Consider the following 26,860-nt stretch of genomic DNA (forward strand, 5'->3'; position numbering starts at 1 on the left):
TGCAATTATAAATAGAGTGTGACTATAAGAATAGGAGATACCCATGAAAGGTAAATTATATGGTATTGGCGTAGGCCCTGGCGATTCTGAATTAATGACTGTGAAAGCTGCTCGCATCGTAGGAGAAGCAGATATTATTATCACACCTAAAACAGAAAAGAAAGATGGTTCCGTAGCCCTTGATATCGCATCCCCATATATCCAAGAACATACAGAAATCGTTCCCGTAGTATTCCCAATGGTGTTGGATGATTCTACGCAAGAGGAAGGCTGGCAAGAGGCTAAACGCGTTATCTTGTCTTATTTGGATGAAGGTAAAAGTGTTGTATTCTTAACATTAGGTGATCCTATGTTCTACAGCACATATATGTATGTATACCGTTTGATTGAAAACACAGGGCATGAAATTGAAACAATTCCTGGCGTTACTGCATTCTGTGCTATCGGATCTCACCTTGGCTATCCAATCGTAGAGAAGGAAGAGGTATTGGCCATCGTTCCAGCTACAGCGCCTAAAGAAAAAATCGATGCTGTATTGGCTGTTGCAGATGATGCAGTTATTATGAAGGTATATAAAAACTTTGATGAAGTACAAGAAACCTTGATTAAACATAATATGGCAGATGATGCGGTTATGATTAGCCGTGTAGGTTTGCCTGATGAGCAAGTATTCGTAGGTTTAGATAATATGCCAAAAGATACTAAACTCAACTACTTATCTACAATTCTTGCAAAACGCAAGGATCGTTAACAAACACATCGTATTACGAGGTAATATCTATGAACACAGTACAGATTCCACGTGTTGTCATTGCTGGTACCAACTCTGGTGTTGGTAAAACAACTATCGTAGCGGGTTTATTGGCCGCTTATGCAAATGGTGGACGTACGGTGCAATCTTTTAAAGTGGGCCCGGATTATATTGATCCGGGCTTTCATAAAATTGCATCCGGCCGTGACAGCTATAATTTAGATACGTGGCTTGTGCCACCTCACAAGTTGACTCCTTTCTTTGCTACAATGGCACATGATGTAGACCTTGCCATTATTGAAGGTGTTATGGGCCTTTACGATGGTGGTCGAGAAGGCGTTAGTTCTACGGCTCAAATTGCTAAACAGTTAAATGCACCGGTGGTGCTTGTTATTGATTGTAAGGCTATGGGTGAAAGTGCAGCAGCTATTGCTAAAGGGTTCCGTGACTATGACCCAGAGGTAAACTTTGGTGGTGTCATTTTGAACCGCTTAGGCTCTGCTAATCATGAGCGTATGGTTCGTGAAGGGATGGATAAAATTGGTGTACCTGTTATTGGTGCCATTTATCGTGATGATCGTATGCATTCTCCAGAGCGTCATTTAGGACTTACACCAGTTACTGAAATCGATCCAACAGAGGCGATTAATACGATTCGAGAAGCTGTTGAGAAGATGGTAAATCTCGATGCACTATTGGAAATTGCTACCAATGCACCAACTATCGAACTACCAGATGCTATAGATGTTAAATCCATTGAAAAACGTGTGAAAATCGGTGTAGCTTATGATGAGGCATTCTCTTTTTATTATCCAGCTAGTCTTGCTGCGTTAGAGGAAAAAGGGGCTGAGCTTGTTTACTTTAGTCCGCTTAATGATTCGGTAATTCCCGATGTAGACGGACTTGTATTTGGGGGTGGCTTTCCAGAAATGTTTTTATTCCAGTTATCTAGCAATGAGTCTATGAAGGAATCTATCCGCCAAGCTAATGCACAAGGTATGCCTATTTATGCCGAATGTGGTGGCCTTATGTATCTTTGTGAAAGCATTCATGACTTTGAAGGCTCTGTATATAAAACTGTAGGTATTGTACCTGCCAATTGTGTGATGCAACAAAAGCTTCAAAAGGTGGGGTATGTTACAGCAACTGCAAAGAGAGATACTTTATTAGGCGCTATGAATACAGCTATTCGTGGTCATGAGTTCCATTTCTCTACAATGGAGCCAACTATAGATGACTTCCCATGGGCTTTTCATTTAGAAGGAGGCCGTAAACCTCAATCGTATGACGGCGGCTATGCAACAAAAAATGTATTAGCTTCTTACTTACATTTGAACTTTGCTGGCTCTGATGAAGGGGCACAACATTTTGTTGATACATGTGCTGCTTATAAAGCCCAAAAGTAATAGATGTATAAATGTATTTAATAGGTTTATATGACTATGTGTTATCACAATTACATTCTGTGGGACAGTTCGTATTAAAGGAGCTATTATGGAAGAACGTGGATTAATTCTAGTTAATACAGGGAATGGTAAAGGTAAAACAACAGCGGCATTAGGCGTTGTTTTACGTGCTGTCGGACAAGGTTTCAAGGTTCTTATATTACAATTTATTAAGAGCGGCAATGGCTATGGTGAATTGGCAGGTCTCGCTAAACTAGGTGATCAAGTTGAAATTCGCTCTATGGGAAAAGGCTTTATTTACTATAAACGGGATGAAGTAGGGGAAGCTGAGCTTGCTCGCCACAAAGAAGCAGCACAAGCCGCTTGGCGTACATTAGTAGAGGAAGTAAACTCCGATAAATGGGATCTAATTGTTATGGATGAAATAAATAATGCCATTAATTATGAGCTTATCGATGTGCATTCTGTAGTGGAAATGCTTAACAATAAGCCAAAAAGGCTTCATGTTGTTTTGACGGGGCGTTATGCTAAACCTGAAATCATTGATATGGCGGATACTGTAACAGAAATGAAGGTAGTAAAGCATGCTTATGAAAAGGGCATAAAAGCTGCTAAAGGAATAGAATTTTGATTTAATTCAAAAAAATCGAAAAAAATCGAAAAAGAACTTGCTAAAACTATATCGAAAATGTATAATATAGTCATAAGCACAGAGGTGCTCAATATTCTTGACATTAAGTATGTATATAAGACTAACCAGGAGGTTAACTATGGCTGTACATGATTACATTAAATCTGGCGATTTCGCTACTGAAAAACACGTTCCTGTTATCGAAACAGTTGACACTGTAAAAGCAGGTGAAACATTCCACGTTACTTTATCCGTAGGTAAAGACATTGCACATCCAAACACTGTAGAACATCACATTGATTGGATTAAATTGTACTTCGTAGCTGAGGGCACTCAATTACCATTCGAAGTTGGCGCTATCGAGTTCAACGTTCATGGTGACGGTGCAACTGCAAACGAAGGTCCTGTAGCAGCAGTTTCTGAAGGTACTTTAGCAGTAGCTTTGAAAAAATCCGGTAAATTGATTGCTGTTTCCTACTGCAATATCCATGGCTTGTGGGAATCCGAAAAAGATATCGTAGTTGCTTAATTAACTAAAACAACTAATAAAGACCAGCCCTAGGGCTGGTCTTTTTGTATATCTATGTGTTCACATAGTTTAATAATGAGGCAAAGTTAAACTTTTAATAGTAGATATTTAATGGCATTATGGCTAATACATGTTAGGATTGTTTAATGCATATTCATAATATTATAGACATATTATTTGATTTTTAATGTCCGCATAAAAAGGAGTTTTGTATCACTCCAGTGGATTAATTGCTATACATCCCTTTACAGTGCTATTTGTTTGTGGTAAAGTATATGCATATTGATATTTAGTAAACATAGTTAAATGAGGGATTATTGTGGCCTTAATCGTTAAAAAATTTGGTGGTAGTTCCGTAGCTACACCAGAAAAAATATTTAATATTGTTGATCGCGTTCTTCGTGAGAAGCAAGCTGACGATAAAATCGTTCTTGTTGTATCTGCTATGGGTGATACAACTGATGACTTGGTGGCCTTAGCTAAACAAGTTACATCCAAGCCGTATGGTCGCGAAATGGACCGCTTGTTGTCTACCGGTGAACAAGTAACAATTGCATTGATGGCAATGGCTTTTAACGAACGTGGTCAGGAATCTGTATCCTTAACAGGTGATCAAGCAGGTATTACAAGTAGTGATACGTTTAATAAAGGTCGCATTTTGGGCGTTGATCCTAATCGTGTGTTTGAAGCTTTGGATGAAGGTAAAATTGTAGTAGTTGCTGGTTTCCAAGGTATAACTGAATATGGTGATATGGTGACATTAGGCCGTGGTGGCTCTGATACAACAGCTGTTGCATTGGCAGGTGCTATGAAAGCGGATGTATGTGAGATTTTTACGGATGTAGACGGCGTATATTCTACAGATCCTCGCGTGGCGAAGGAAGCTTTCAAATTAGAAGAAGTAACGTATGGCGAAATGCTTGAAATGGCACGCCTTGGTGCCGGTGTAATGCAACCGCGTGCCGTAGAAATGGGTTTCCGTTATGGTGTACCTATTCATGTACGTTCTACATTTAGTGATAAACCAGGTACTATTATTCGGGAGGATTATACTGTGGAAGCAAATAAACACGTAATTACTGGCGTAGCTGATGATACAAATACAGCAAAAGTAGCCCTTGTAGGCGTTGAAAATAAACCAGGCGTTGCAGCGACTGTATTCAAAGCATTAGCTGCCAGAAACGTTGACGTAGATATGATTGTTCAATCTATCCGTTCCGTAGGAGAACCAAAAACTGATCTTATCTTTACAGTAGCTATGGATGATGTGGTATTAGCTCGAGAAGTATTAGAAGAATTACAAAAAGCAGTAGATATTGAAGCTGTTAATATTGATGAAAAAATGGCTAAAGTTTCCATTATTGGTGCAGGTATGTTAGGACAACCTGGTGTAGCTGCGCAAATGTTTGATATCTTGAGCCAAGAAGGTATCAATATTGAAATCATTTCTACTTCTGAAATTAGTATTTCTTGCCTTGTTGCTGAAGATCGCGTAAAAGATGCTGTTCGTGTAATTCATAATGGCTTATTGTTAGATCAACGAGGTTAATCACTGCATGGATAGTCTACGTAGTTTTATGGATGAAATGCTCAATGACCAAGGTCGTAAGGAAGGTTTCATTAGCGATCTACTAGGAAATCTAAAAAATCAGCCTATTCCAACATTGGAACAAGCTCAAACTGGTTACACAACAATGAGTAATTTACATGGTATCTTCTATGATTACGATAAGTCTGAGGTTACTATTACTTACAAGGTTGTACCAGATATGTATCAACCATATACATTGAGTTTTATACAATTCGAAGCCGTGTTAGAAGGCTTATTAACCTTGCGTCGCAATCAAAAGTGGCAGATGCAACATAATAAATAATATGAACCCCATGGGAATACTTGCCTATGGGGTTTTATAATTCGATAATTATTCTTAACATCTATATATAGAGTCATCGATATGATATAATAAATTATTCAGAGAGAAATCATTATATTAGTATAGAAAGAAGGGACAGCATGGAAATAAATAAGGTTTATTCTGGCTTTCGCCTTGACCGTATTGAGCGCATTGATGAGATCAATGGTACCGCTTATGAAATGAAACATGAAAAGTCTGGTGCACGTTTAATTTATATTGATTCGCCAGATTCTAATAAAGTATTCAATATCGCTTTTAGAACAACACCACATAATAGTACTGGTGTAGCACATATTATGGAACATTCCGTTTTATGTGGTTCTCGTAAGTTTCCTTTAAAAGAGCCATTTGTTGAGCTTGTTAAGGGGTCTTTAAACACGTTCTTAAACGCTATGACCTACCCTGATAAAACAATGTATCCTGTAGCCAGCAAGAATGATAAAGACTTCCACAACTTGATGGACGTATATCTTGATGCTGTATTCTATCCACGCGTTCGTGAAGATGCGGAAATCGTGATGCAAGAAGGTTGGCATTATGAGTTAGATAGTGCGGACGATGAACTTACCTATAAAGGCGTTGTCTTCAATGAGATGAAGGGTGTTTATTCCTCTCCGGATTCCGTTTTAGAGCGCCAAATGATGCGTGAACTTTTCCCAGACACCACTTATGGTGTTGATTCTGGTGGAGATCCTGACCATATTACAGACTTAACTTATAAAGAGTTCCAAGAGTTCTATCGAGTTCATTATCATCCGTCCAATAGTTATATCTTCCTTTATGGTGATATGAATATTGAAGAGCAATTGGCATTCTTGAATGATGAGTACTTAAGTCATTTTGATGCTATTGAGGTTAATACAGAGGTTGGTATACAAACGCCATTTACGGAAGGTAAAGTGGTAAGTTATCCATATAGCGTAGGTTCTGAAGAGCCAACAGACAACCGAACTTTACATTCCTTTGCCTATGTGTTACCTGATGTAACTCCTGAGCATAGCTTGGCTTTTGAGGTATTAACACATGCATTGTTGACATCTCCTGCGGCTCCTCTTAAACAGGCTTTGGTGAAAGCCGGTATCGGCTCTGATGTGAGTGGTTATTATCTTGATAGCATTCGTCAACCTTTGTGGACCGTGCAAGCAACTGGTTCTAATCTCGATAAACAAGCTGACTTGCAGCGTATTGTGGAATCTACATTGCAAGAACTTTGTGATAACGGTTTAGATAAAGAATTATTAGAAGCTTCCTTGAATAGCATTGAGTTTGCTCTTCGTGAAAGCGACTTTGGTGGTCGCCCAATTGGTCTTGCTTATGTTATCCGTATGATGGATAATTGGCTATATGACAATGACCCACTTGAGTTATTACACTACGAAGAAGCATTAGTGAATATTCGCAAGGGCTTATCCGGTACGTACTTTGAAGATTTAATTCGTCAATCTATCTTAAATAACAATCATAAAGTGCTTGTTTCTATTTATCCTGAACGTGGTCTTCAAGAGCGCAAGGATGCAGAGGTTAAAGAATATTTAGCTTCTGTAAAAGCTAAGATGACTCCAGAAGAAATCGAAGCGATTGTAGAGCAAACAAAACGACTTAAACTTCGTCAAGAGGCTCCAGATAGCGACGAAGCATTAGCGTCGATTCCATTGCTTGAATTATCAGATTTAAATCCTAATATTGAAGAAGTAGAACGTCGTGAAAGTAAAATTGGCAATACTACAGTACATTTTGTACCTACTTTCACAAAAGGCATCAACTATGTAGGTCTTTACTTTAATTTAAGTTGTCTTACAGAAGATGAGTTGTTCTATGCCGATATTCTAAGTGATATTATCGGTCGTATCAACACATCTGAACGTGGCTATGAAGCATTGGCGAAAGATATCAATATGAATCTTGGTGGTTTAAGCTCAGATATTACGGCTATTAGCAAAGATGGTAAGCGTGATGAATTTACGCCTCTCATGATTGTTCGAGCTAAAGCCTTGCATTCTAAATTACCTGACTTATGCCGTTTGATTAACGAAGTAGTACAAAAAGCAGATTATAGTGACCATAGACGCTTGACCGAACTTGTTCAAGAAAGCAAAGCTATTTGGGATAATGAAGCGTTTCGTCGTGGCAACTCCATTGTAAGTCAACGTGTTATGGCACAAGTATCTGCAGTTGGTAAATTTAGAGATAATGGTAACTTCGGTTACTATCAAAAGATTAGCGAATTGGCTTCTAATCCTGCGGCATTACCATTATTGCCGGAAAAATTAGCTGATGTGGCTCGTAAGATTTTTCGTGCTAATAATGTGGATATCATGTTCGTTGGTGAAGAAGGAGAATTAGAAGCCTTTGAAAATCTTATGAAACCATTGATTGAAACCTGGGATACTACTGACTTAAGTAATGATACATTAAAAATTACACGTTTGTCTGGTAATGATGGTATCGTTACAGCTGGTAAGGTTCAATACGTAGCTCAAGGTGGTAACTTTATAGACCATGGGTATAAACACGTAGGCCCAATGAGTGTATTGGAAACGATTTTACGTTATGAGTATCTTTGGATTCGTATTCGTGTACAAGGCGGTGCTTACGGTGCCTTTGCAAACTTCTATGACGATGGTAATATGATTTTCTGTAGCTATCGCGATCCAAACTTGGTAGAAACATTAAATGTATATAAAGAATTACCTCAATACCTTCGTGAGTTTGCGTTGACTGATCGTGAGATGCGTAAATATATTATCGGTACTATGAGCTCCTTGGACTTGCCTATGACTCCTGCGTTGCGTGGTCCACGTGCGATGGGGATGTATTTTAGCGGTGCTAAACTAGAGGATAAGGTAGAGTTTCGTAAACAAGTTATCGCTTGTAAGCCAGAGGATATCGTTGCTTTAGCAGATGTGGTTGAACCAGTGTTGAAGGACAATCACATTTGTACAATGGGGAACGAACAAAAAATTAAAGACGCTGGTAAGGTATTCGATAACATTATTTCTCTAGGATAATCGTTTTATATTATTTATAGTGGCATATTCTGTGTAAGTTTACGGGATATGCCACTTGTTTTGTACTGTAGGAGGGCATCATGAAAGGTCGATTTGCTCCAAGCCCCACAGGATATATCCATCTCGGAAATGTATGGATAGCCCTCTTATCTTATATTTCTACGAAGCAACAAAAAGGGCAGTATGTTGTGCGAATGGAGGATATAGACATCCAACGCTCTAAACGTGAGTTAGGGGAAGCTCTATTAGATGATTTAGAGTGGCTAGGATTTGAATGGGATGAAGGACCTCGCGTTGGTGGCTCAGAATCAACATATTGGCAAAGTGAACGACAAGCATTTTATGGAGATATATTAGAACATCTTGCATCAGAAAAACTAATTTATCCTTGCTTTTGTAATCGCACGAGACTGCATTCTATTGCTTCGGCGCCCCATGTAGGAGAGGTAGTACATCGATATGATGGCCGTTGCCGTCATCTAGAGGATAAATTGATAAAAGAGTTTATGATGTCTAAGGAGCCATCTTTGCGTTTAGCCGTTAATTCCTGTGATATAGATTTCGTAGATTGTTGGCAAGGCTTTCAACATATTCATTTGGAAGGTGAATTAGATGATTATGTATTGCGTCGTGGTGACGGTATGTATGCCTATAATTTAGCTGTTGTACTGGATGATATTGCTATGGGGATAACGGAGGTCATTCGTGGAGACGATTTACTAGAGACTACAGGGCAGCAAATATATTTATATAGAACATTACAAACCAGTTTCAAATCTAAAAATATACAACTACCTTCTTATGGGCATGCTCCATTATTAATTGATTCTGAAGGGCATAGATTATCTAAGCGACAAAAGAGTATTACTATTCGTGAATTACGTGAAAATCAATGGTCTCCTAATAGGATTTTAGGTGAGCTGGCTATTGTAGGGGGGTTAGTTGAAGCTCATACATTAAGTCGTAGAGAAATCAGTTTATCTGAATTAATTGAGATTGATTTAAATGTACCTAGTCTTAGTCAGAAAACGATTGAGATACAAATTAAAGAATAGAGTAATAAAATAGTATTGATTTATGTTATAGGATGTTTGCTAAAAGAGAATAATTCTTCAACTATATAATTCGATATAATATATTGACAATATTCGATATTTATTTATAATAGTATATAAGAGGTGGTCGAAATGACAATTCAACAAGCTTTAGATCAAAAAGTATGGGCCGTTATTGGAGCTACCCATAAAACCGAGAAGTTCGGTTATAAGATTTATAAATGTCTTAAAGATCACGGATATGAAGTATATCCAGTCAATCCTAATATTGCAGAAATAGATGGAGACACTTGTTACTCTAGTCTTTCTGCACTTCCCGTTGTGCCTGCTGTGGTAGATTTTGTTGTACCAGAAGTAGCGGGGTTAGCTGCACTTGATGAATGCAAAGAACTTGGCATTTCTGTTGTGTGGTTGCAACCGGGGGCGGATAAACCATCTGTTGTTGAAAAAGCACATGCTTTAGATCTGCATGTCATTCAAGATTGTGTATTAGTTCAATTACCGTAGGAGGGTACAATGAGCGAATTAAAAGATTTAAAAACTGCTGAATATCAAGATTTAGTAAACCAAGGTGGTGTTACTGTTGTTGACTTCTGGGCTCCATGGTGCGGTTATTGCGTACGTATGATGCCAATCATTGAAGAAATTGCAGGTGAGCTTGAAGGTAAAGCTAACTTTGTAAAAGTAAACGCTGATGAAGAACCAGAATTAGCACGTAACTTACAAGTTGAAGTATTGCCTACATTCGTTATTCTAAAAGATGGTGAAGTAGTAGACCGTAAAATTGGTTTCTTGCCTAAAGGCGATCTTCAAGCGGCTATCGAATCTAAATTCTGATACTATAATTAAAATTATATAAATAGAGGAAAACCTCATCAATGTATGTGTTGTACATTGATGAGGTTTTTTTGCTTTTTTAATATAGACCTAAATATATTTAACGTTTATGCGTTACTAAACATAATATATTGAATTGCTAAACATAATACATCTAAAAGTGGGGTTTATGTCCATTTAAGGAGTGACATTACGCAATTGTGGTGGAGAGTGGTTTAAATTGTTTATTTTTTAATATTTAATCGAACATATGTATTGTAGAAAAGAGGAGAAAAATAGAGATTAAACAAGAAAAATATAAAAAAGTGGGATAAAAATGGATTTTTTGTTGTGAAAGGTGGGGAATTGTGGTAGAATTTACCATATAGTGGTGGATAAGAAATAGTAAAGGCGGTGATACATATGTTCATGGGCGAATATAATCACACCATTGATACAAAAGGGCGGATGATTATACCTGCTAAAATACGTGAACAACTAGGCGATTTGTGCATCGTTACAAAAGGCCTAGATAACTGCTTGGCTATTTACACCGAAGAGGCATGGAAAAAAATTTCTACTGCTTTACAATCACAATCCTCCACTAAAGCTAGCGTGCGTGCTTTAAAACGTTTTGTTTTTGGTAGTGCCGCTGAACTTGAATATGATAAACAAGGTCGTGTCCTCATTCCTGTACCATTACGTGAATATGCAAGCCTTGATAAACAGGCTGTTATTGTAGGTGCTGGAGACCACGTTGAAATTTGGAGCCGTGAAAAATACGATTTCTATGATGAGCAAGTGGCTGAAAGTATGGAAGAATTAGTTGAAGGGCTTGAAGGGATTATGTTATAGGAGGCTATGATGGAATTTAATCATACTAGCGTACTCTTACGTGAAACGGTGGACTCCGTCGTAACTAATCCAAAAGGCATTTATGTGGACTGTACCCTTGGTGGGGCAGGACATGCTCATGCAGTGGGCGAGATGCTAGATCCAGAAGGCATGATTATAGGTTTAGATCAAGATGAAGATGCTTTGAGTGTAGCTCGACAGCGTTTATCTGATTTGAAATGTCAGGTGTTAACGATACCTACAAACTTTTCTAACTTAAAAGAAGCCCTCCAAAATGCGGGCATTTATGAAGTCGATGGTTTTATATTTGATCTTGGTGTATCCAGCTATCAACTAGATACTCCTGAACGAGGTTTTTCATATATGAATGATGGACCTCTTGATATGCGAATGGATAAAGATGCACCTCTCACGGCAGAGGAAATTGTCAATGAATATGACAGTGAACAATTACTGCAAATTATCCGCGATTATGGGGAAGAACGATGGGCTAAACGAATTGTCGAGTTTATTGTTGAAGCACGTCAAGAAAAAAGAATTACTACTACTGGTGAGTTAGTTAGAATTATTAAGAATGCAATACCTGCAAAGGCGCGACAAGATGGACCTCATCCGGCAAAACGGACGTTTCAGGCCATACGTATTGAAGTAAATAGAGAATTAGCAATTTTGCATGATAGTTTTGTAGATGCTGTATTGATGTTAAAACCAAAGGGAAAGATTGGAGTTATTACATTCCACTCCTTGGAAGATCGAATTACAAAGCAAACTTTTAAAGAGTTAAGTACTGCATGTATATGTCCTCCACAATTGCCTGTGTGTGTTTGTAATCACAAGGCAGTTGTAAAGGCAAAGAATAAGGCTATAGAGCCAAGTATAGGGGAGATTGAAGTTAATCCGAGAGCTAGAAGCGCTAAATTGCGCGTAGCAGTAAAGTTGTAGATTTGGAAGGGGTTAAGTGTTATGTTAGCGAGAAAGGCTGTTGTGGGCCAAGTAAAAGGTGATATGTTGGTCATTGCACAAGGGAGAAGACGTAGTGCAAACGTAGCTTTAGATTTAAGCCCTATGATGTGGCAAGTTGTATATGGTATTGCTGCATTAGTTGCATGCTTACTTATCATGATGGTTATGAATGCATACAGTACAAAGTTGGGCTATGAGGTAGTTAAAACACAGCAAGCTGTAGTACAATTAACAAAAGATAACGATGCATTGGACGTTGAAGTGGCTTCCTTGAAGTCTCCTGTACGTATCCAACAAATCGCAGAAGAACAACTAGGAATGGTTTTGCCTGATTCTTTTGTTTATAGCACAAAAAGCGCTGTTACTGAACGTAATGTACAAGAGAAACAGCAAATTATAGACTAGCAGGCGAAGCAGCTCGTATTGGGCTGCTTTCCTTTGCGTGTAAAGGAGATTGTATATGAAACACTTACAAGATATAGTAAAAACCTTACATGCACCGCATGTAGAAGGTAATACAGCTGTTGAAATTTTAGATGTAACCGCTGATTCTCGTGCTGTAAAAGCAGGTAGTTTATTTATTGCTTTAGATGGTGCTACTGTCGATGGACATGACTATGTTAATAAAGCTGTTGAGGCTGGGGCAGTAGCCGTATTAGTATCTAAACCTGTTGAGATAAGTAGTGACGTTTGTGTTATCACTGTTGAAGATACACGTGCGGCTATGATGGCCTGTGTGCCATACTTTTTTGATTATCCAGCCAATTCCATGCGCATGATTGGTGTCACTGGTACTAATGGTAAAACGACTACAACTCATATGATTCGTCATATTTTGAAAGCTCAAGGTCATAAGGTCGGTGTGATTGGTACTGTTCATATCATGATTGGTGATACATCATATCCGATTCATAATACGACTCCTGACGTAGTGGATTTACAACATATTTTGCATCAAATGGTAGAAGAGGGTGTTACACATTGTGTAATGGAAGTATCTTCTCATGCGTTGGCTTTAGGACGCGTATCTGGTGTTGAGTATGATACGGCTGTATTCACAAATCTTACACAAGATCATTTAGATTTTCACAAAACATTTGAGAATTACTTGGCAGCTAAATGTAAACTATTTGAACAAGTTAGCAAATCAAACCAAATAAAATCTGGTAAAGGTGCTGTTATCAATATTGATGATACCTATGGGCATCGGGTTGTTGAAAAAACTACAGCCCCTATCATTACCTATAGTATTGATGGTAGCGGCACATTGAATGCTCATGACGTAGATATGACGCCAAAGTCTAGCTGTTATACTGTATCTTATGATGGTCATGATTATACAGTTGCAATGAATACGACTGGCTTGTTTAATGTGTATAATACATTAGCAGCTATTGGTGCCTGCCTATTAGAAGGTATTTCCATGGAAGACATCGATAAAGCGTTGAAAACATTTAGAGCTGTACCTGGTCGTTTTGAATTGATTGAAGAAGGTCAACCATTTGCTGTTGTTGTAGACTATGCACATACACCAGATGGGTTAGAAAATATTTTACAAACAGCAAAGGCTATTCAAGAAAATCGTATTATTGTAGTCTTTGGCTGTGGCGGTGACCGAGATGCAACGAAACGTCCTATTATGGGACGCATTGCGGCACAATACGGTGATGTTGTGTATGTTACATCTGATAATCCACGTACAGAGGATCCTGTACAAATTGTTAAAGATGTGGAAGTCGGCGTTAAAGACGGCCTTCGAGAAGGAACTCACTATGAAGTTATCGTTGATCGTCGAGAAGCGATTCAACATGCAATACAACATGCAAAACCTGGGGATATTGTACTCATTGCAGGTAAGGGGCATGAGGATTACCAAATCTTAAAGGATAAAACGATTCATTTTGATGATCGTGAAGAGGCGCGAGCAGCCCTCAAGGAGATCTAATATGGCAGAATTTACATTGTCTCAAGTACTGGAAGCCACACAGGGGACGAGTGCACATACCGACAATATTAAGTTTTTAGATGTATCTACTGATACAAGAACTATTGAATCAGGCTTTTTATTTGTAGCCTTAAAAGGTGATACCTTTGATGGCCATGATTTTATCAATGCGGCTATCGAAAAAGGTGCTACAGGGGCTATCGTTGAAAAAGGACGTTCTGTAGAAGGTATTGCTTGCATCGAGGTAGACAATACTTTGGTAGCATATCAAAACTTAGCACGATATCATCGTCGCCGCTTTGATATTCCTGTAGTTGCTATTACTGGTTCCTCTGGTAAGACAACAACAAAAGAAATGGTGGCAGCCGTACTTGGCACAGAATTTAATGTATTAAAAACTGAGAAAAATTTTAATAATGAAATTGGCTTGCCAAAAACCTTGTTACGTTTGACCGCTGAGCATGAAGCCTGTGTTGTTGAAATGGGTATGCGTGGGCTCGGACAAATCGAAGAACTGGCCTTGATTGCAGAACCAACGATGGGGATTATTACTAATGTTGGTACTAGTCATATCGAGCTTTTAGGTTCTCGCGAAGCCATTGCTGAAGCGAAAGGTGAGTTGATTCGTTGCTTGCCTGAAAATAGTGTGGCTATCCTTAATGAAGATGATCCATATGTAAAAGCTATGGATCGTTTAGCTAAGGGTAAAACAATTACCTATGGTATTGAACGGAATGCTACTTGTATTGGTAGCCATCTGCGCTATAAAAAAGACGGTATTAAGTTCACTTGTAAGTGTTATGATGAAGTTTTTGATATCTTTTTGCCTATGATTGGTGAACACAATGTATATGATGCATTGGCGGCTATCGTTGCAGGTCGAGTGCTAGGCATTAAATCTAACACAATTCGCAAAGGTTTGAGTGAGTTTAGTGGAACTCCAATGCGTCAAGAAATCGTCCCATTTGAAGATATTGTTATCTTAAATGATGCTTATAATGCAAACCCGTCATCCATGGCAGAAGCTATTAAAGCACTTGGTCAATTAGAAGGTAAGCGTAAAATTGCGATGCTAGGCGATATGCTCGAGCTCGGCGACTTCTCTGAAGAAGCACATCGTGAAATCGGTCATTTGCTTGCTGAAGAGGGTTATAGTGTTGTATTCACCTTTGGTGATGCTGCTGCCTTCATTGCAAAGGAATCAAAAAAAGCAGGTTTAACTACATTCCGTTGTAACAGCCATTTAGAAATGGCCAACGCATATAGTGATATTCGTGAAAAAGGGGATGTTATTCTTGTGAAAGGTTCCCGTGGTTTACGAATGGAGCGCGTTGTTGAAGAATTAAAGGATCGAGAATAATAGGTAACGGCTAGTTATATCTAGCCGTCCTATTTATTAATAAGTAGAGGATTCATATGATAAATCACATTCTATTAGCCTTCGTAGCGACTTTCATCATTACGGTAGTGCTAGGTAAAATTGCTATTCCTATGTTGCGTTCTTTGCACGCACAACAAAGTATTCGTGAAGAAGGCCCTGAAAGTCATCAAGCAAAAGCCGGTACGCCAACAATGGGTGGTGCTTTCATGATGGTGGCCCTTATTATTGGCGTGGCATTGTTTGCACCATGGAATGTGGGCACAGGAATGTTATTATTTTTAACACTGGGTCATTGTTTATTAGGTTTTTTTGATGATTTTGTAAAAGCTGTAAAAAAACGCAATCTTGGTTTAACAGCGAAGCAAAAATTACTTGGACAATTTATATTGGCTGCCGTATTCTGTTATTGCATTACTGAGATTATGGTTGTTCCTACCACATTATGGATTCCTGTTGTAGATACACAATTACAATTGGGATGGGGTTATTATGTATTGGCATTTTTGATTATTGTAGGAGCTACAAATGCAGTAAATTTAACAGATGGTCTTGATGGTCTTGCTGGTGGTACATCAGCAGTGGCGGCGATAGCATTCTCTGTTATTGGTTTGATGGCTGCATCGATGACAAATTCTATTGGTGCTGAAAGTGTTGCGTACTTCGGCGCTATAATAGCAGCTGTATGTCTTGGCTTTTTGGTATATAATGTGAACCCTGCAAAAGTATTCATGGGGGATACAGGCTCTTTGGCATTAGGTGGTGCTTTTGCAGCAATGGCTATTTTAACTAAAACAGAATTGCTACTTGTGGTGATTGGTGGCATTTTTGTTATGGAAGCATTATCTGTTATTATTCAAGTTATTTCTTTCAAAACACGTGGTGTGCGTGTATTTAAGATGAGTCCTATTCATCACCATTTTGAACTTTCCGGATGGGCAGAACAAACAGTTGTTAATCGTTTCTGGTTTGGTGGCGCTGTTTTAGCCATTATTGGTGTACTTTTAGCGACTATAACTTTATAAGATAATACTTAACGGAAGTTGTAAATAATGGTATGCTTATTAGATAGGATACATTAATTTTATAAATAATTTAGGTGATATAGATGGAATATGGAGATAAACATATACTTGTTCTTGGCGCTGGAGCTAGCGGTATAGGTGCCTCTTGGGTATTAGCCCAAGTGGGTGCGCATGTTGTGTTAAATGATTATAAGCCTATGACACTGCCTACGGCTGAGGAGAAACGACTCGTTGCGGCAGGGGTAAATATTATTACAGGGCGTCAAGATGAATCCTTGCTAGATGGCGTGGATCGTATCGTTATTTCTCCAGGTATTTCTTTAGACATTCCGATTGTAAAAGCAGCACAGGCCCGTGGTATTGACGTGGTCAGCGAAGTAGAATTAGCTTATGAAGTATCTAAATCACCTATCGTAGCTGTTACTGGTACAAATGGTAAGACTACGACAACAACCTTATTAACTAAAGTACTAGAAGGCTCTGGAAAACCAGTCCACGTCGGTGGAAATATTGGTGATTCTCTTAGTGAAGTGGCGTATTCTATGCCTGCAGACGGTTTTTTAGTAGCTGAATTATCTAGTTATCAATTAGAGACAATCAAGCATTTTAGGCCTATTGGGGCTATTATGCTCAATATTACTCCAGATCACTTAGCTCGTCATAAGACGATGGAAAACTATATTGCTGCGAAGGAACGCATCTTTGAAAATCAATTAAGTACAGATTATTTAGTGTTGAATATAGATGATCCCGTTGTAGCTGATATGGAACATCGTGCGCCTAGTCATATTCTAAAAATTAGTCAAAAAAAAGCCGTAGAGAATGGCGCTTATTATGCTGATGGGCAATGTTATATTGCTAAAGATGGGGTAGCAAAATTTGTTATTGGAAATGAAGATATTCATATTCCAGGCAGTCATAATATTGAAAACATATTGACCGTTATTGCTTTATCTCATGCATTGGGCGTACCTGTAGAAACAATTCATCGTATTATTAGTGAGTTCCATGGCGTTGAACATCGTTTAGAACGCGTTAAGACGATTGATAGTATTACATTTTATAATGATTCTAAAGCGACTAATGTAGATTCTGTGGTTAAAGCATTAGAATCCTTTGATCAACAAGTTATTCTATTAGCTGGTGGTCATGATAAAATGACGCCTTTAGAAGACTTCATGGAGTTAGTTAAGGAGAAGACTAAAGCTGTTATTTTCATGGGGGAAGCAGCAGATCGTTTTGAGACGGCTGCAAAAGAGGCTGGTGTGAAGCCGATTTATCGTGCTTTATCCATGAAAGAAGCCGTAGAACAAGGCTATAAATTGGCAGAGACTGGCGATATTGTGCTATTATCTCCGGCTTGCTCAAGCTTTGATTGGTACAGCTGTTTTGAAGAGCGTGGAGATGACTTTAAACGTTGTGTTCATATGTTGCAAGAGGGAGGACACCATTAATGAAACGTGTTATTATTTCAGGTGGTGGCACTGGTGGACATATATATCCAGCAATAACTATATATAAGGAAATTATGAAACAAAATCCTGATGCAAAGGTGTTATATGTTGGTACCAAGCAAGGTCTCGAGGCTACATTAGTTCCTAAAGAGGGGATAGAGTTTACTACGATTCCTGTGCAAGGCTTGCAGCGTCAATTATCGTTAGGTACATTAGTTACATTAGGTAAAACTGCTTTAGGCATTGTAAAAGCTAATGCCATAGTTTGTAAGTTTAAACCTGATGTGGTTATTGGTACTGGTGGTTATGTATGTGGGCCTGTTCTCTTGGCTGCAGCATTACATAATATTCCTACTATAATTCAAGAACAGAATGTCATAGCAGGCATTACTAATAAAATTCTGAGTCGTTTTGTTGATGTGGTAGCCCTAGGCTATAAGGATGCAGAAGCATCGTTTTCTAAAGCAAAGCGCGTAGTCTATACAGGGAATCCTGTTCGTCCAGATGTGCTAGTTGATTCGAGAACAGCGGGACGTAACTATTTCAATTTAAGTGATGATACCTTTACAGTACTCATAGCTGGAGGTTCTCGAGGGGCGAGAACTATTAACAATGCTATGATAGATGTACATAAACACTTCCAAGGTGTGAAAGGTATTAAATTAATCCATATTACGGGAAACGGAGAATATGAATCTGTTTTATCCCAATTGGGTATTACCGATGGGGATGGTTTAGGTAGTTCATCTTTGATTTTGCCGTATTTACATGATATGCCAAAAGCACTAGCAGCAGCCGATTTAGCAGTATTTAGATCTGGTGCTATAGGTCTTGCAGAATTAGCAGTTCGCGGTATTCCATCCGTATTGATACCGTATCCATACGCAGCGGAAGATCATCAAACCTATAATGCACGTATCTTTGTACAAGAAGGGGCGGCGCATATGATTGTAGATAAAATGTTGAGTGCTCACGATTTAATAGGGGAAATCGAGATGTTTATGGCCAACCGTGATTTGTTGGCACAAATGGGAGACCGAGCATTGCAATTGGGGAAACCGAATGCGGCTCATGATATTGCAAAATTAGCTTTATCTATTGCAAAGTAACAAGGAGAGGTTTTATGTTAGACGGTATTCACAAAATTCACCTTATCGGTATTGGTGGATCTGGTATGCGTGCGATAGCGAATATTTTGATTCAAAAAGGTTATGATGTATCTGGTTCAGATATTGCTGAATCTGCAGTGATTTCTAAGTTTAGAGATATGGGTGCCACGGTGCATATCGGTCATAATAAAGAATATGTAAATGGTGTTGATGCTATAGTTCGTTCTACAGCGATTCGTGAAGACAATCCTGAAATTGTTGCTGCTAAAGAGCAAGGGATTACCATTTTACATCGTTCTGATATTGTAAAGGCTGTATTAGATGTAACAGATGGTATCGCAGTAGCTGGTGCGCATGGTAAAACATCTACAACTTCAATGATTGGACAAATTTTAGTGGAGGCTAATGCGGACCCTACGGTAATTATCGGTGGCGAAGTAGATTATCTCAAAGGTAGCAGTTGCCTTGGGAAAGGCCATTTTTCAGTTGTGGAAGCGGATGAGAGCGATGGTTCATTTTTAAAATTGCATCCACATACTATCGTTATAACTAATATTGAAGATGATCATATGGATCATTATAAGACTATGGATAACTTGTTAAACGCTTTCTGTGAGTTCGTCGAAACGTTACCAGAAGCGGGCAAGGCTATCGTATGTGGTGATAATGAAAATATTCGTTATGTTATGAGCCACGTAAAGCGTACTTTTATTACGTATGGGTTAGAGGATAATAATGATTATGTAGCAAAAAATATTCATTATGTGGACTCTTCCTTGGTATATGATGTATATCATAAAGGCATTAATATAAGCCGCATCAGCTTGCGCGTGCCAGGAGAGCATAATGTATTAAACTCATTGGCAGCCTTTATTGTGGCTCATGAATGTTGCGGTGTAGAGAATCGCTTTATTACAAAAGCGTTAGGTAAATTTATCGGTGCAAAACGACGCTTTGAAACAAAAGGTCATGTTGGTGGAGTCTGGGTTGTCGATGATTATGCACATCATCCAACAGAAATTAAAGCGACCTTAAGAGCAGCAAAAGAGCTTGAAAAACATCGCGTTATTTGTGTGTTTCAACCGCATCGGTATACACGTACAAGCTTGTTGAAAGATGAATTTGCTACGGCTTTTACAAGTGCTGATGAAATATATATGACAGATATTTACAGTTCTGGTGAAGATCCGATTGCAGGTATCGATGGACGTACTATTCCTGACGCTGTTGAAGCTGCTACACATAAGGTTGTACATTATGTACCATCTGTTGATGATATACCGGCTGTATTGGCAAAAATTGTGCGACCTAATGATCTAGTTATCACAATGGGTGCCGGTTCTATTAATCAATATGGACCTAAATTATTAGCTATATTGGAGGAAGGCTTACAATGAAAGATAGAAAAATAATCGTATTGATGGGTGGCCCTTCCAAAGAGGCTGAAGTATCTCGCCGTACTGGCGCTGCTATTGCGGAAGCACTCGAAAGTAAAGGGTTTAATGCCCAAACATTAGAACTTAATCCTCGTACTGTTTTAAAAGACATTGAATCCTTAGGTGGAGAGATTGTATTTAATGCAATTCACGGTCGTTATGGTGAAGATGGTGCATTACAAGGCTTACTTGAAATGGCAGAAATTCCATATACTGGATCGGGCATCATGGCTCATGCGGTAGGAATGAATAAAAAAGTAAGCAAAGATGTTTTCAAAGGGGCTAATATTCCAACAGCTACTTCTGAATCCTTTAATGGTAATTTAGAATCTGCAGAAGCTATTATAGGACATATTCGCAAACAATTTACGATTCCTGTAGTGGTGAAATCTGCTACTCAAGGCTCTAGTATTGGCGTTACCATCGTTCGTGATGAGGCACAATTGGAGGCTGCTGTTACAGAAGCGCTAAAATATGATCCGATTCTTGTAGTAGAACAATTTCTTGATGGTCGCGAATTTACAGTATCCGTTCTTGACGGAAAGGCATTGTCAGTAATTGAAATACGTCCACATTCTGGGGAGTATGACTATACCAGTAAATATACTGTAGGTGCTACAGAATATTTAGTACCTGCGCCTATTAGTGAAGAAATGACTGCTGAGATGCAACGCATAGGGGAACTTGTGTATCGTGAAGTACAAGGCAGTGGGGTTATTCGTGTTGATATTATGACAGATCATGCAGATAATATGTATGTTTTAGAATACAATACTGTGCCAGGTATGACGGCAACGTCTTTAGTACCAAAGGCAGCTAAAGAAATGGGAATTGACTTTCCAACATTATGTGAAAAGATTCTATTAACAGCTAGTATAGGGAAATTTTAAGGGCTGAATAGAACATAAGGAGTTATCTATGGATGATAAGCAATACCATCCATCCAACTCTGGGGAGATGCAGTCTTCTACACCTGTTCATGATGAACGGGCTGTATTTAGAAAACGAGTGTTAAAAATCGGTGGTGCAGTTACTCTCGTGTTGGTGGGATTGTTTACACTACCTATTCCTTTTGGATCCTTAAAAATTATAGGATCGGATAAGGTAACTGTACAAGATGTAATGGTAGCAGGGGATATTCATGAACCTGTAAATATATTGCAAATTAGTACAGAGAAATTAAAAACTAGATTGGCGAAAGACTTACGGGTTGAAGAGGCCCAAATTAGTTATCAATTGCCATTTACAATGGTTGTACGTGTCATAGAACGCAAGGCTGTTGCAGTTGTACCAGCTCAGTTTGGTTATTTAACACTTGACAGTAAAGGTCAAGTGATTGCATCAGAGCCTGCAATACAAGATACGTCGGTACCAATGATATCAGGCGTTAAGGCGGGAAATATTTTGTTAGGTGATACCGTTGTGGATAAGCCCATTTTGGCGGCTCTTGAATACTTGAACTCTCTTGATGAGAGCACCTTCAAGAATATTGCAGAAGTCAATATAGGAGATCCTGATGCGATAATGGCTTATACCGTATCGGGGGTGCAAATTAGATTAGGGGATAGTAAAGATTTACCTAAAAAAGCCGAGTTAACTCAGTCCATGTTACAAGATATTAAGACAACACATAGCAATGTACAATATATAGATGTTAATGTTTCATCGCCATATATAAAAACTGATGTAATACCGGAAGTTAAAAAGCATCAGCCTGGAACAAAGAATACAGAAGATTCATCTACTAAGAAGGATGATAAAAAACAAGATAAGCAAGGTCATGTTGAAGATAAAAGGTAGATGATTGTCGTGAGACACGAACGGTGGGCAATAGCCTTAGTCAGTTGTATATTGGGTTTCATGGTTGTCACCCAATATAAGATGACTCAAGATAATATAGAAGAAAATATCCGTTTACAACGAGCTGGTGATTTAGCTGTACAATTGCGAGAGGCCCAAAGTGAACGTGATGCATTGTTAAAACAAATAGAAGAGCTTAAACAGTCTGGTGCTACTGGCAATGTTAAAGCAGACGAACAGTTGATGATGAAAGCTGCGTTAACTAATGTTAAAGGTACGGGTGTTAGTGTATTAATCGAGGATAGCTTAAAACCAATTCAAAGTGGTGAGAATCCTAATTTATATGTAATTCATGATGAAGATATTTTACGTATTGTTAATGAATTGCGAGCTGGTGGGGCTGAGGCGATAGCTATCAATGATCAACGTCTCATAGGGACTTCTGAAATACGATGCTCTGGCCCGACTATTACTGTAAATGGTAAGGTTTTTGGGGCGCCTTTTACAGTTAAAGCGATTGGTGATCCAAAAACATTAAATTCTGCGCTCACCATGCGAGGCGGTGTGGTAGATTCCTTGAAACACTGGGGCATAAAGGTAACCATAAAGGAAGAAAATGAATTAGCTATTCCAGCTTTTACAGGAACCTTCAGAGAAGAGCATATAAAGCCTAATGAAACAGGAGGTAAAGAATGAATATTTATATCTTTGCCATTGTTGGTCTAATTGTAGGTACTACATTAGGGTGGCTTTCACCATTTCATATACCTATAAGTTATGCAAATTACACATCAGTCGCTGTTCTGGCTGCACTAGATGCTGTATTTGGTGGTAGCCGAGCTGCATTGGAACGAACCTTTGATCTTAGTAATTTTGTGCTTGGGTTCTTTTCAAATGTTGTGTTAGCTGTTATTCTTGTATATGTAGGTGACCTCATAGGAATTAACCTATATTACGTAGCTCTTATTGGCTTTGGATTGCATGTATTTATTAATGTAGGCGCTATACGAAAGATTATTATAACTAAGCGATTCTAATAAATCACATTCTATATAGTGGAAAGTTTTTAAATTTTAGTGTAAAATAAATGTAATTGTTATAAGATTGTCAGTATATAAATCGATACATTGGGACGTATATTGATACGATAGATAACGATAAGAGGAGGAAGTTCAATGTCTGATTTTGCAAATATTAAAGTTATCGGTGTTGGTGGCGGCGGTAATAACGCTGTTAATCGCATGGTAGATAGCGATCTTAAAGGTGTTCAATTTTTATCCGCTAATACTGAAAGCCAAGTGCTTGAATTATCTAAAGCGGATGTAACGATTCAAATCGGCGAGAAGGTTACAAAAGGTCTTGGTGCAGGTGCAAATCCACAAATCGGTGAAGAGGCTGCTCAAGAAAGTCGCGAAGAAATTATAAAAGCTCTTGAAGGTGCTGATATGGTATTCGTAACTGCTGGTATGGGTGGTGGTACTGGTACAGGTGCTGCTCCTATTGTTGCAGAATGTGCTAAAGAAATCGGTGCATTGACAGTCGGCGTCGTTACTAAACCGTTCGCTTTTGAAGGTAAACGCCGTCGTGCACAAGCGGAAAAAGGCATTGAATTCTTGACTCAAAAAGTAGATACTATTATCGTTATTCCTAATGATAAATTGTTGCAAGTTGTAGATAAAAAATGTTCCTTAAGTGATGCATTCCGTACAGCTGATGATGTACTTCGCCAAGGTATCAAGGGCATTTCAGACTTGATTCAAGTTCCTGGCTTGATCAATCTTGATTTTGCAGATGTTAAAACTATCATGACTGAACAAGGCGAAGCATTGATGGGGATTGGCGTTGGCGAAGGTGAAAACCGCGCTGCTGACGCAGCTAAAATGGCTATTAATAGCCCATTGTTGGAAACCTCTATCGATGGTGCAAAAGGCATCTTACTCAATATTTCTGGTAGTGCAAACTTAAGCTTGTTTGAAATTAATGAAGCTGCGGAAATTATTTCTGAAGCGGCGGATCCTGATGCAAATATTATCTTCGGTTCCGTTATCGATGAAAGCTTAGGCGATACAGTTCAAATTACTGTTGTGGCAACTGGTTTTAATTCAAATACTAAGAATGTACCTGAATTCGGTAAAACAACAACTACATCCCGTCCGGCATCCACTACAAATACTAACAGTGGTATCCCTGATATCCCTGTATTCATGAAACGCTAATTTATAGATTGTATAATTACTATACCTATCGATTAGTAACTTATTAAGACATACCGTTGGTATGTGTATAGGAGGTAAAAATGAAGAAATTAGTATTATTAACTTTAGCAGCTACAGTTGTAGCCGGTAGTGCATTTGCTGCAGCTCCTGTAACGAAAATTAGTGATGGATCCACTAAGGTACAAGCTGATTATGCTTTTAAACAACACGTATCTAACGGTGGCGGCAATAGCAATGATGGTTTCGGTGTTTCTTTACAACACGACCTTTCCAATAAAGCCGCATTACAATACTCTTACGATAAATTAAATGCAAAAAATGGTGATATTAAAGATCATCAATTAGCATTGGTTTATAAAGTACATCCAAATGTAAATTTATATGGTGCAGGTACTGCGATTCGTACAAATGATACTGAACTTGGTTTCCAAGCTGGTGTTATCGGTCATGTACCTTTGACTAATAAAGTAAACGGCTTTGCTAAGGCTGGTTGGGGTAATGATATTAAGCAAACTTATCAAGTAGGTGCTCAATATGAAGTACGCCCTAATGTAGATTTGAATGTATACTATGGCTATGATAAATATAGTGTAGATAGCAATGATAAAACTGCAAAAGGTTTACACGCTGGTGTAGGCTATTCCTTCTAAGGATGATGATGACCACTCTTTTGAGTGGTCTTTTTTTTATATATTTACTGTTTTATTGTATATTTCTTAATTATTTTTCCTAAATAAGGTACTTAATATATTCTATATATATTTAATAAGTGTTGAGTTACTAATAGTTAGTTAAATCTTCTATGTATACAATATATTTACTGAATATACGTTGTATATTTAAATTAGTTTAGGTATGATAAATATGTAATATTCATTTCAGATAGGATGGTGCTAGTTATGACAAGTGTTGCTGCAAAGCATGCAAAAGGAAAAAAATTAAAAGACGTGATCTTCGTAACTGCTGGTCAAGCTCAAGCTGATGCTAAAGAAAATGGCCGTGAGAATGTTGTAAATGGTACGTTGGGTGCTATTCATGATGAAGAGGGAAACTTAGTTTTTCTTAAGACCGTTAAAGAAGAATATTTGAGTCTTTCGGATTCTGAACATGTTGGTTATGCACCAATTGCGGGTATTCCAGATTTTTTGTGTGCTGCTGAAAAAGAATGTTTTGGAAATTTCCGTCCAGAAGGTCATATTCGTAGCATTGCTACCGCAGGTGGCACTGGTGGCATTCATCATTTGATTCATAACTATACGGAGCCTGGCGATGAAGTATTAACAGCGGATTGGTACTGGGGTGCATACCGTGTTATTTGTAGCGATACTGGACGTACACTAGTTACGTATTCCTTATTTGATGAACATAATAACTTTAATCATGAAGCATTCCAAAATCGTGTAAACGAATTGGCGGCTAAACAAACAAATGTGGTTGTTATCTTTAATACACCTGGTAATAACCCAACCGGCTACTCTATTGAGGATAAAGATTGGGATTCTATCCTTAATTTCCTGAAGGATTTAGTTGCTATTGGTCGAAATAATGTGATTATTGGTATTGATGTAGCATATCTTGATTACTCTGGTGAAAAAGATGAGGTACGTGCGTTCTTCAATAAATTTAGTCATTTACCAAAAGAAATTCTCACCTGTGTGTGTTATAGCTTATCTAAAGGATTCACTATGTATGGTCAGCGCGTTGGTGCGATGATTGGAATCTCTGACGATGAAGAAATAGCTGATGAGTTTTTCGAAGTTAACAAATCTACAAGTCGTGCCACATGGTCCAATATTTGTCGTCCCGCAATGCGTACAATGGCTAATATTGTGGCTGATCCAGCTAAGTTTAAGGAATATGAAGCTGAACGCAATTGCTATTATCAATTAATTCGCGATCGTGCTGATATCTTTAAACAAGAAGCAGCACAAGTAGGACTTCTCATGTTACCTTACCGCGGTGGCTTCTTTATTACAATTCCTACAGACTCTGCGAATGCTATCTGTGAAGAATTGAAAAAAGAGCACATCTATGTGATTGCATTAGCAAATGGTATTCGTATAGCAGCATGCGGTATTCCTAAATGTCAAATGACAGGTCTAGCTGAAAAAATTTATAATGCCATGAAAAGTCTTGGTAAATTATAATAGATAAGTAAGTTATACTAAAAACCACTTGATACATGTATCAAGTGGTTTTTAGTATGTAGATATAAATTTGATTGAATAAATATAAAAGGATATTAGTAATGTAATCAAATTTGTTTATTTCTTACATTAGTGAATATTCTTATGCTCTTTAATGTCTTGATCAGCTTCTTTTGCCAAATCTTCGAGAGCTCGTTTAGGAACTGTTCGTTCACCTGTTTCTGGGTCTATAAATTCAACGCGGTCTAAGGTGCTTGTAATTTGCCCTCGAATGAAGCTTAAGTAGATTTCATATAGTTCTTTTTTTTCTGCTAATTCTTCTGGTGTTAATTCTTGACCAGATTTTTTCTTTGCAGCTAGTTCGTTTATTCGATTTATTGTATCGTTAATATTACTCATATGCGCCTCCTGTATTCTATA

Annotated in this window: 27 protein-coding genes; 26 read left to right on the forward strand and 1 reads right to left on the reverse strand. The window is 38.2% G+C overall.

Features of this window, described 5'->3' with window-relative positions; genetic code table 11:
• Nucleotides 1–43: 43 nt before the first annotated feature.
• The 26 genes from cobI (at nt 44) to ACLRYO_RS01425 (ending at nt 26,440) form a co-directional block, all read left to right on the forward strand.
• A complete protein-coding gene (gene cobI / locus ACLRYO_RS01300; RefSeq protein WP_012864519.1) occupies nt 44–751 on the forward strand; it encodes a precorrin-2 C(20)-methyltransferase in 708 nt (235 codons plus the stop codon).
• Nucleotides 752–780: 29 nt separating this feature from the next.
• Nucleotides 781–2,157 (forward strand): cobyrinate a,c-diamide synthase, encoded by a 1,377-nt coding sequence (locus ACLRYO_RS01305; protein WP_021148280.1) that lies wholly within the window; start codon nt 781–783, stop codon nt 2,155–2,157.
• 88 nt (nt 2,158–2,245) lie between these two features.
• A complete protein-coding gene (gene cobO, locus ACLRYO_RS01310) occupies nt 2,246–2,788 on the forward strand; it encodes a cob(I)yrinic acid a,c-diamide adenosyltransferase (protein ID WP_008714156.1) in 543 nt (180 codons plus the stop codon).
• Between the two features lie 139 nt (nt 2,789–2,927).
• A complete protein-coding gene (locus ACLRYO_RS01315; RefSeq protein ID WP_004696242.1) occupies nt 2,928–3,317 on the forward strand; it encodes a class II SORL domain-containing protein in 390 nt (129 codons plus the stop codon).
• Nucleotides 3,318–3,636: 319 nt separating this feature from the next.
• Nucleotides 3,637–4,866, forward strand: a complete 1,230-nt coding sequence (locus ACLRYO_RS01320) for an aspartate kinase (protein ID WP_004696945.1) — start codon at nt 3,637–3,639, stop codon at nt 4,864–4,866.
• A 7-nt stretch (nt 4,867–4,873) separates the two neighbouring features.
• Nucleotides 4,874–5,191 (forward strand): hypothetical protein, encoded by a 318-nt coding sequence (locus ACLRYO_RS01325; RefSeq protein WP_004696238.1) that lies wholly within the window; start codon nt 4,874–4,876, stop codon nt 5,189–5,191.
• Nucleotides 5,192–5,331: 140 nt separating this feature from the next.
• Complete coding sequence (locus ACLRYO_RS01330; protein ID WP_120055321.1) at nt 5,332–8,241, forward strand: insulinase family protein; 2,910 nt, start codon at nt 5,332–5,334, stop codon at nt 8,239–8,241.
• 80 nt (nt 8,242–8,321) lie between these two features.
• Nucleotides 8,322–9,296 (forward strand): tRNA glutamyl-Q(34) synthetase GluQRS, encoded by a 975-nt coding sequence (gene gluQRS, locus ACLRYO_RS01335; protein WP_120055319.1) that lies wholly within the window; start codon nt 8,322–8,324, stop codon nt 9,294–9,296.
• A 132-nt stretch (nt 9,297–9,428) separates the two neighbouring features.
• On the forward strand, nt 9,429–9,803 hold the full coding sequence (locus tag ACLRYO_RS01340; RefSeq protein WP_120055317.1) for a CoA-binding protein: 375 nt from the start codon (nt 9,429–9,431) through the stop codon (nt 9,801–9,803).
• Nucleotides 9,804–9,812: 9 nt separating this feature from the next.
• The gene (gene trxA, locus ACLRYO_RS01345; RefSeq protein ID WP_004696229.1) at nt 9,813–10,133 is read left to right on the forward strand and encodes a thioredoxin; all 321 of its coding nucleotides are present in this window, start codon (nt 9,813–9,815) and stop codon (nt 10,131–10,133) included.
• A 402-nt stretch (nt 10,134–10,535) separates the two neighbouring features.
• A complete protein-coding gene (mraZ, locus tag ACLRYO_RS01350; RefSeq protein ID WP_004696227.1) occupies nt 10,536–10,967 on the forward strand; it encodes a division/cell wall cluster transcriptional repressor MraZ in 432 nt (143 codons plus the stop codon).
• Nucleotides 10,968–10,976: 9 nt separating this feature from the next.
• Nucleotides 10,977–11,909, forward strand: a complete 933-nt coding sequence (rsmH, locus tag ACLRYO_RS01355) for a 16S rRNA (cytosine(1402)-N(4))-methyltransferase RsmH (protein ID WP_413084638.1) — start codon at nt 10,977–10,979, stop codon at nt 11,907–11,909.
• Between the two features lie 21 nt (nt 11,910–11,930).
• Nucleotides 11,931–12,335 (forward strand): cell division protein FtsL, encoded by a 405-nt coding sequence (gene ftsL / locus ACLRYO_RS01360; RefSeq protein ID WP_004697156.1) that lies wholly within the window; start codon nt 11,931–11,933, stop codon nt 12,333–12,335.
• A 55-nt stretch (nt 12,336–12,390) separates the two neighbouring features.
• Entirely contained in the window at nt 12,391–13,875 is a 1,485-nt protein-coding gene (locus ACLRYO_RS01365) for a UDP-N-acetylmuramoyl-L-alanyl-D-glutamate--2,6-diaminopimelate ligase (RefSeq protein WP_278618157.1), read from the forward strand.
• Between the two features lies 1 nt (nt 13,876).
• A complete protein-coding gene (locus ACLRYO_RS01370) occupies nt 13,877–15,235 on the forward strand; it encodes a UDP-N-acetylmuramoyl-tripeptide--D-alanyl-D-alanine ligase (protein WP_120055311.1) in 1,359 nt (452 codons plus the stop codon).
• Nucleotides 15,236–15,291: 56 nt separating this feature from the next.
• The gene (mraY, locus tag ACLRYO_RS01375) at nt 15,292–16,278 is read left to right on the forward strand and encodes a phospho-N-acetylmuramoyl-pentapeptide-transferase (RefSeq protein WP_008601232.1); all 987 of its coding nucleotides are present in this window, start codon (nt 15,292–15,294) and stop codon (nt 16,276–16,278) included.
• An 83-nt stretch (nt 16,279–16,361) separates the two neighbouring features.
• A complete protein-coding gene (murD, locus tag ACLRYO_RS01380; protein ID WP_021148273.1) occupies nt 16,362–17,732 on the forward strand; it encodes a UDP-N-acetylmuramoyl-L-alanine--D-glutamate ligase in 1,371 nt (456 codons plus the stop codon).
• Nucleotides 17,732–18,841: an undecaprenyldiphospho-muramoylpentapeptide beta-N-acetylglucosaminyltransferase gene (murG, locus tag ACLRYO_RS01385; RefSeq protein ID WP_021148272.1), complete on the forward strand. Its 1,110-nt coding sequence runs from the start codon at nt 17,732–17,734 to the stop codon at nt 18,839–18,841. The genes murD and murG overlap by 1 nt, the downstream gene beginning before the upstream one ends.
• A 14-nt stretch (nt 18,842–18,855) precedes the next feature.
• The gene (gene murC / locus ACLRYO_RS01390) at nt 18,856–20,238 is read left to right on the forward strand and encodes a UDP-N-acetylmuramate--L-alanine ligase (RefSeq protein ID WP_215675560.1); all 1,383 of its coding nucleotides are present in this window, start codon (nt 18,856–18,858) and stop codon (nt 20,236–20,238) included.
• Nucleotides 20,235–21,167 (forward strand): D-alanine--D-alanine ligase, encoded by a 933-nt coding sequence (locus tag ACLRYO_RS01395; protein ID WP_215675562.1) that lies wholly within the window; start codon nt 20,235–20,237, stop codon nt 21,165–21,167. Before murC ends, ACLRYO_RS01395 begins: the two co-directional genes overlap by 4 nt.
• 28 nt (nt 21,168–21,195) lie before the next feature.
• On the forward strand, nt 21,196–22,077 hold the full coding sequence (locus ACLRYO_RS01400; protein ID WP_021148270.1) for a cell division protein FtsQ/DivIB: 882 nt from the start codon (nt 21,196–21,198) through the stop codon (nt 22,075–22,077).
• On the forward strand, nt 22,078–22,773 hold the full coding sequence (locus tag ACLRYO_RS01405) for a DUF881 domain-containing protein (protein WP_042986433.1): 696 nt from the start codon (nt 22,078–22,080) through the stop codon (nt 22,771–22,773).
• A complete protein-coding gene (locus ACLRYO_RS01410) occupies nt 22,770–23,114 on the forward strand; it encodes a small basic family protein (protein WP_021148268.1) in 345 nt (114 codons plus the stop codon). Before ACLRYO_RS01405 ends, ACLRYO_RS01410 begins: the two co-directional genes overlap by 4 nt.
• A gap of 138 nt (nt 23,115–23,252) precedes the next feature.
• Nucleotides 23,253–24,293, forward strand: coding sequence for a cell division protein FtsZ (ftsZ, locus tag ACLRYO_RS01415; protein ID WP_004697140.1), 1,041 nt, complete (start codon nt 23,253–23,255; stop codon nt 24,291–24,293).
• An 80-nt stretch (nt 24,294–24,373) separates the two neighbouring features.
• Nucleotides 24,374–24,943, forward strand: a complete 570-nt coding sequence (locus ACLRYO_RS01420; protein ID WP_278618156.1) for an outer membrane beta-barrel protein — start codon at nt 24,374–24,376, stop codon at nt 24,941–24,943.
• Nucleotides 24,944–25,192: 249 nt separating this feature from the next.
• Nucleotides 25,193–26,440: an aminotransferase class I/II-fold pyridoxal phosphate-dependent enzyme gene (locus ACLRYO_RS01425; RefSeq protein WP_278618155.1), complete on the forward strand. Its 1,248-nt coding sequence runs from the start codon at nt 25,193–25,195 to the stop codon at nt 26,438–26,440.
• A 129-nt stretch (nt 26,441–26,569) separates the two neighbouring features.
• Here the strand turns inward: ACLRYO_RS01425 and ACLRYO_RS01430 are convergent, their stop codons facing one another.
• Complete coding sequence (locus ACLRYO_RS01430; protein ID WP_278618154.1) at nt 26,570–26,839, reverse strand: DUF896 domain-containing protein; 270 nt, start codon at nt 26,837–26,839, stop codon at nt 26,570–26,572.
• Nucleotides 26,840–26,860 lie beyond the last annotated feature (21 nt).

Source organism: Veillonella parvula, from assembly GCF_047241225.1.
GTDB classification, from domain to species: domain Bacteria; phylum Bacillota; class Negativicutes; order Veillonellales; family Veillonellaceae; genus Veillonella; species Veillonella parvula_O.

Bases quoted from the DNA above. Each gene is read 5' to 3' on its own strand.
- cobI (WP_012864519.1), top strand. From the start codon at position 44: ATGAAAGGTAAATTATATGGTATTGGCGTAGGCCCTGGCGATTCTGAA.
- ACLRYO_RS01305 (WP_021148280.1), top strand. From the start codon at position 781: ATGAACACAGTACAGATTCCACGTGTTGTCATTGCTGGTACCAACTCT.
- cobO (WP_008714156.1), top strand. From the start codon at position 2,246: ATGGAAGAACGTGGATTAATTCTAGTTAATACAGGGAATGGTAAAGGT.
- ACLRYO_RS01315 (WP_004696242.1), top strand. From the start codon at position 2,928: ATGGCTGTACATGATTACATTAAATCTGGCGATTTCGCTACTGAAAAA.
- ACLRYO_RS01325 (WP_004696238.1), top strand. From the start codon at position 4,874: ATGGATAGTCTACGTAGTTTTATGGATGAAATGCTCAATGACCAAGGT.
- ACLRYO_RS01330 (WP_120055321.1), top strand. From the start codon at position 5,332: ATGGAAATAAATAAGGTTTATTCTGGCTTTCGCCTTGACCGTATTGAG.
- gluQRS (WP_120055319.1), top strand. From the start codon at position 8,322: ATGAAAGGTCGATTTGCTCCAAGCCCCACAGGATATATCCATCTCGGA.
- ACLRYO_RS01340 (WP_120055317.1), top strand. From the start codon at position 9,429: ATGACAATTCAACAAGCTTTAGATCAAAAAGTATGGGCCGTTATTGGA.
- trxA (WP_004696229.1), top strand. From the start codon at position 9,813: ATGAGCGAATTAAAAGATTTAAAAACTGCTGAATATCAAGATTTAGTA.
- mraZ (WP_004696227.1), top strand. From the start codon at position 10,536: ATGTTCATGGGCGAATATAATCACACCATTGATACAAAAGGGCGGATG.
- rsmH (WP_413084638.1), top strand. From the start codon at position 10,977: ATGGAATTTAATCATACTAGCGTACTCTTACGTGAAACGGTGGACTCC.
- ftsL (WP_004697156.1), top strand. From the start codon at position 11,931: ATGTTAGCGAGAAAGGCTGTTGTGGGCCAAGTAAAAGGTGATATGTTG.
- ACLRYO_RS01365 (WP_278618157.1), top strand. From the start codon at position 12,391: ATGAAACACTTACAAGATATAGTAAAAACCTTACATGCACCGCATGTA.
- ACLRYO_RS01370 (WP_120055311.1), top strand. From the start codon at position 13,877: ATGGCAGAATTTACATTGTCTCAAGTACTGGAAGCCACACAGGGGACG.
- mraY (WP_008601232.1), top strand. From the start codon at position 15,292: ATGATAAATCACATTCTATTAGCCTTCGTAGCGACTTTCATCATTACG.
- murD (WP_021148273.1), top strand. From the start codon at position 16,362: ATGGAATATGGAGATAAACATATACTTGTTCTTGGCGCTGGAGCTAGC.
- murG (WP_021148272.1), top strand. From the start codon at position 17,732: ATGAAACGTGTTATTATTTCAGGTGGTGGCACTGGTGGACATATATAT.
- murC (WP_215675560.1), top strand. From the start codon at position 18,856: ATGTTAGACGGTATTCACAAAATTCACCTTATCGGTATTGGTGGATCT.
- ACLRYO_RS01395 (WP_215675562.1), top strand. From the start codon at position 20,235: ATGAAAGATAGAAAAATAATCGTATTGATGGGTGGCCCTTCCAAAGAG.
- ACLRYO_RS01400 (WP_021148270.1), top strand. From the start codon at position 21,196: ATGGATGATAAGCAATACCATCCATCCAACTCTGGGGAGATGCAGTCT.
- ACLRYO_RS01405 (WP_042986433.1), top strand. From the start codon at position 22,078: ATGATTGTCGTGAGACACGAACGGTGGGCAATAGCCTTAGTCAGTTGT.
- ACLRYO_RS01410 (WP_021148268.1), top strand. From the start codon at position 22,770: ATGAATATTTATATCTTTGCCATTGTTGGTCTAATTGTAGGTACTACA.
- ftsZ (WP_004697140.1), top strand. From the start codon at position 23,253: ATGTCTGATTTTGCAAATATTAAAGTTATCGGTGTTGGTGGCGGCGGT.
- ACLRYO_RS01420 (WP_278618156.1), top strand. From the start codon at position 24,374: ATGAAGAAATTAGTATTATTAACTTTAGCAGCTACAGTTGTAGCCGGT.
- ACLRYO_RS01425 (WP_278618155.1), top strand. From the start codon at position 25,193: ATGACAAGTGTTGCTGCAAAGCATGCAAAAGGAAAAAAATTAAAAGAC.
- ACLRYO_RS01430 (WP_278618154.1), bottom strand. From the start codon at position 26,839: ATGAGTAATATTAACGATACAATAAATCGAATAAACGAACTAGCTGCA.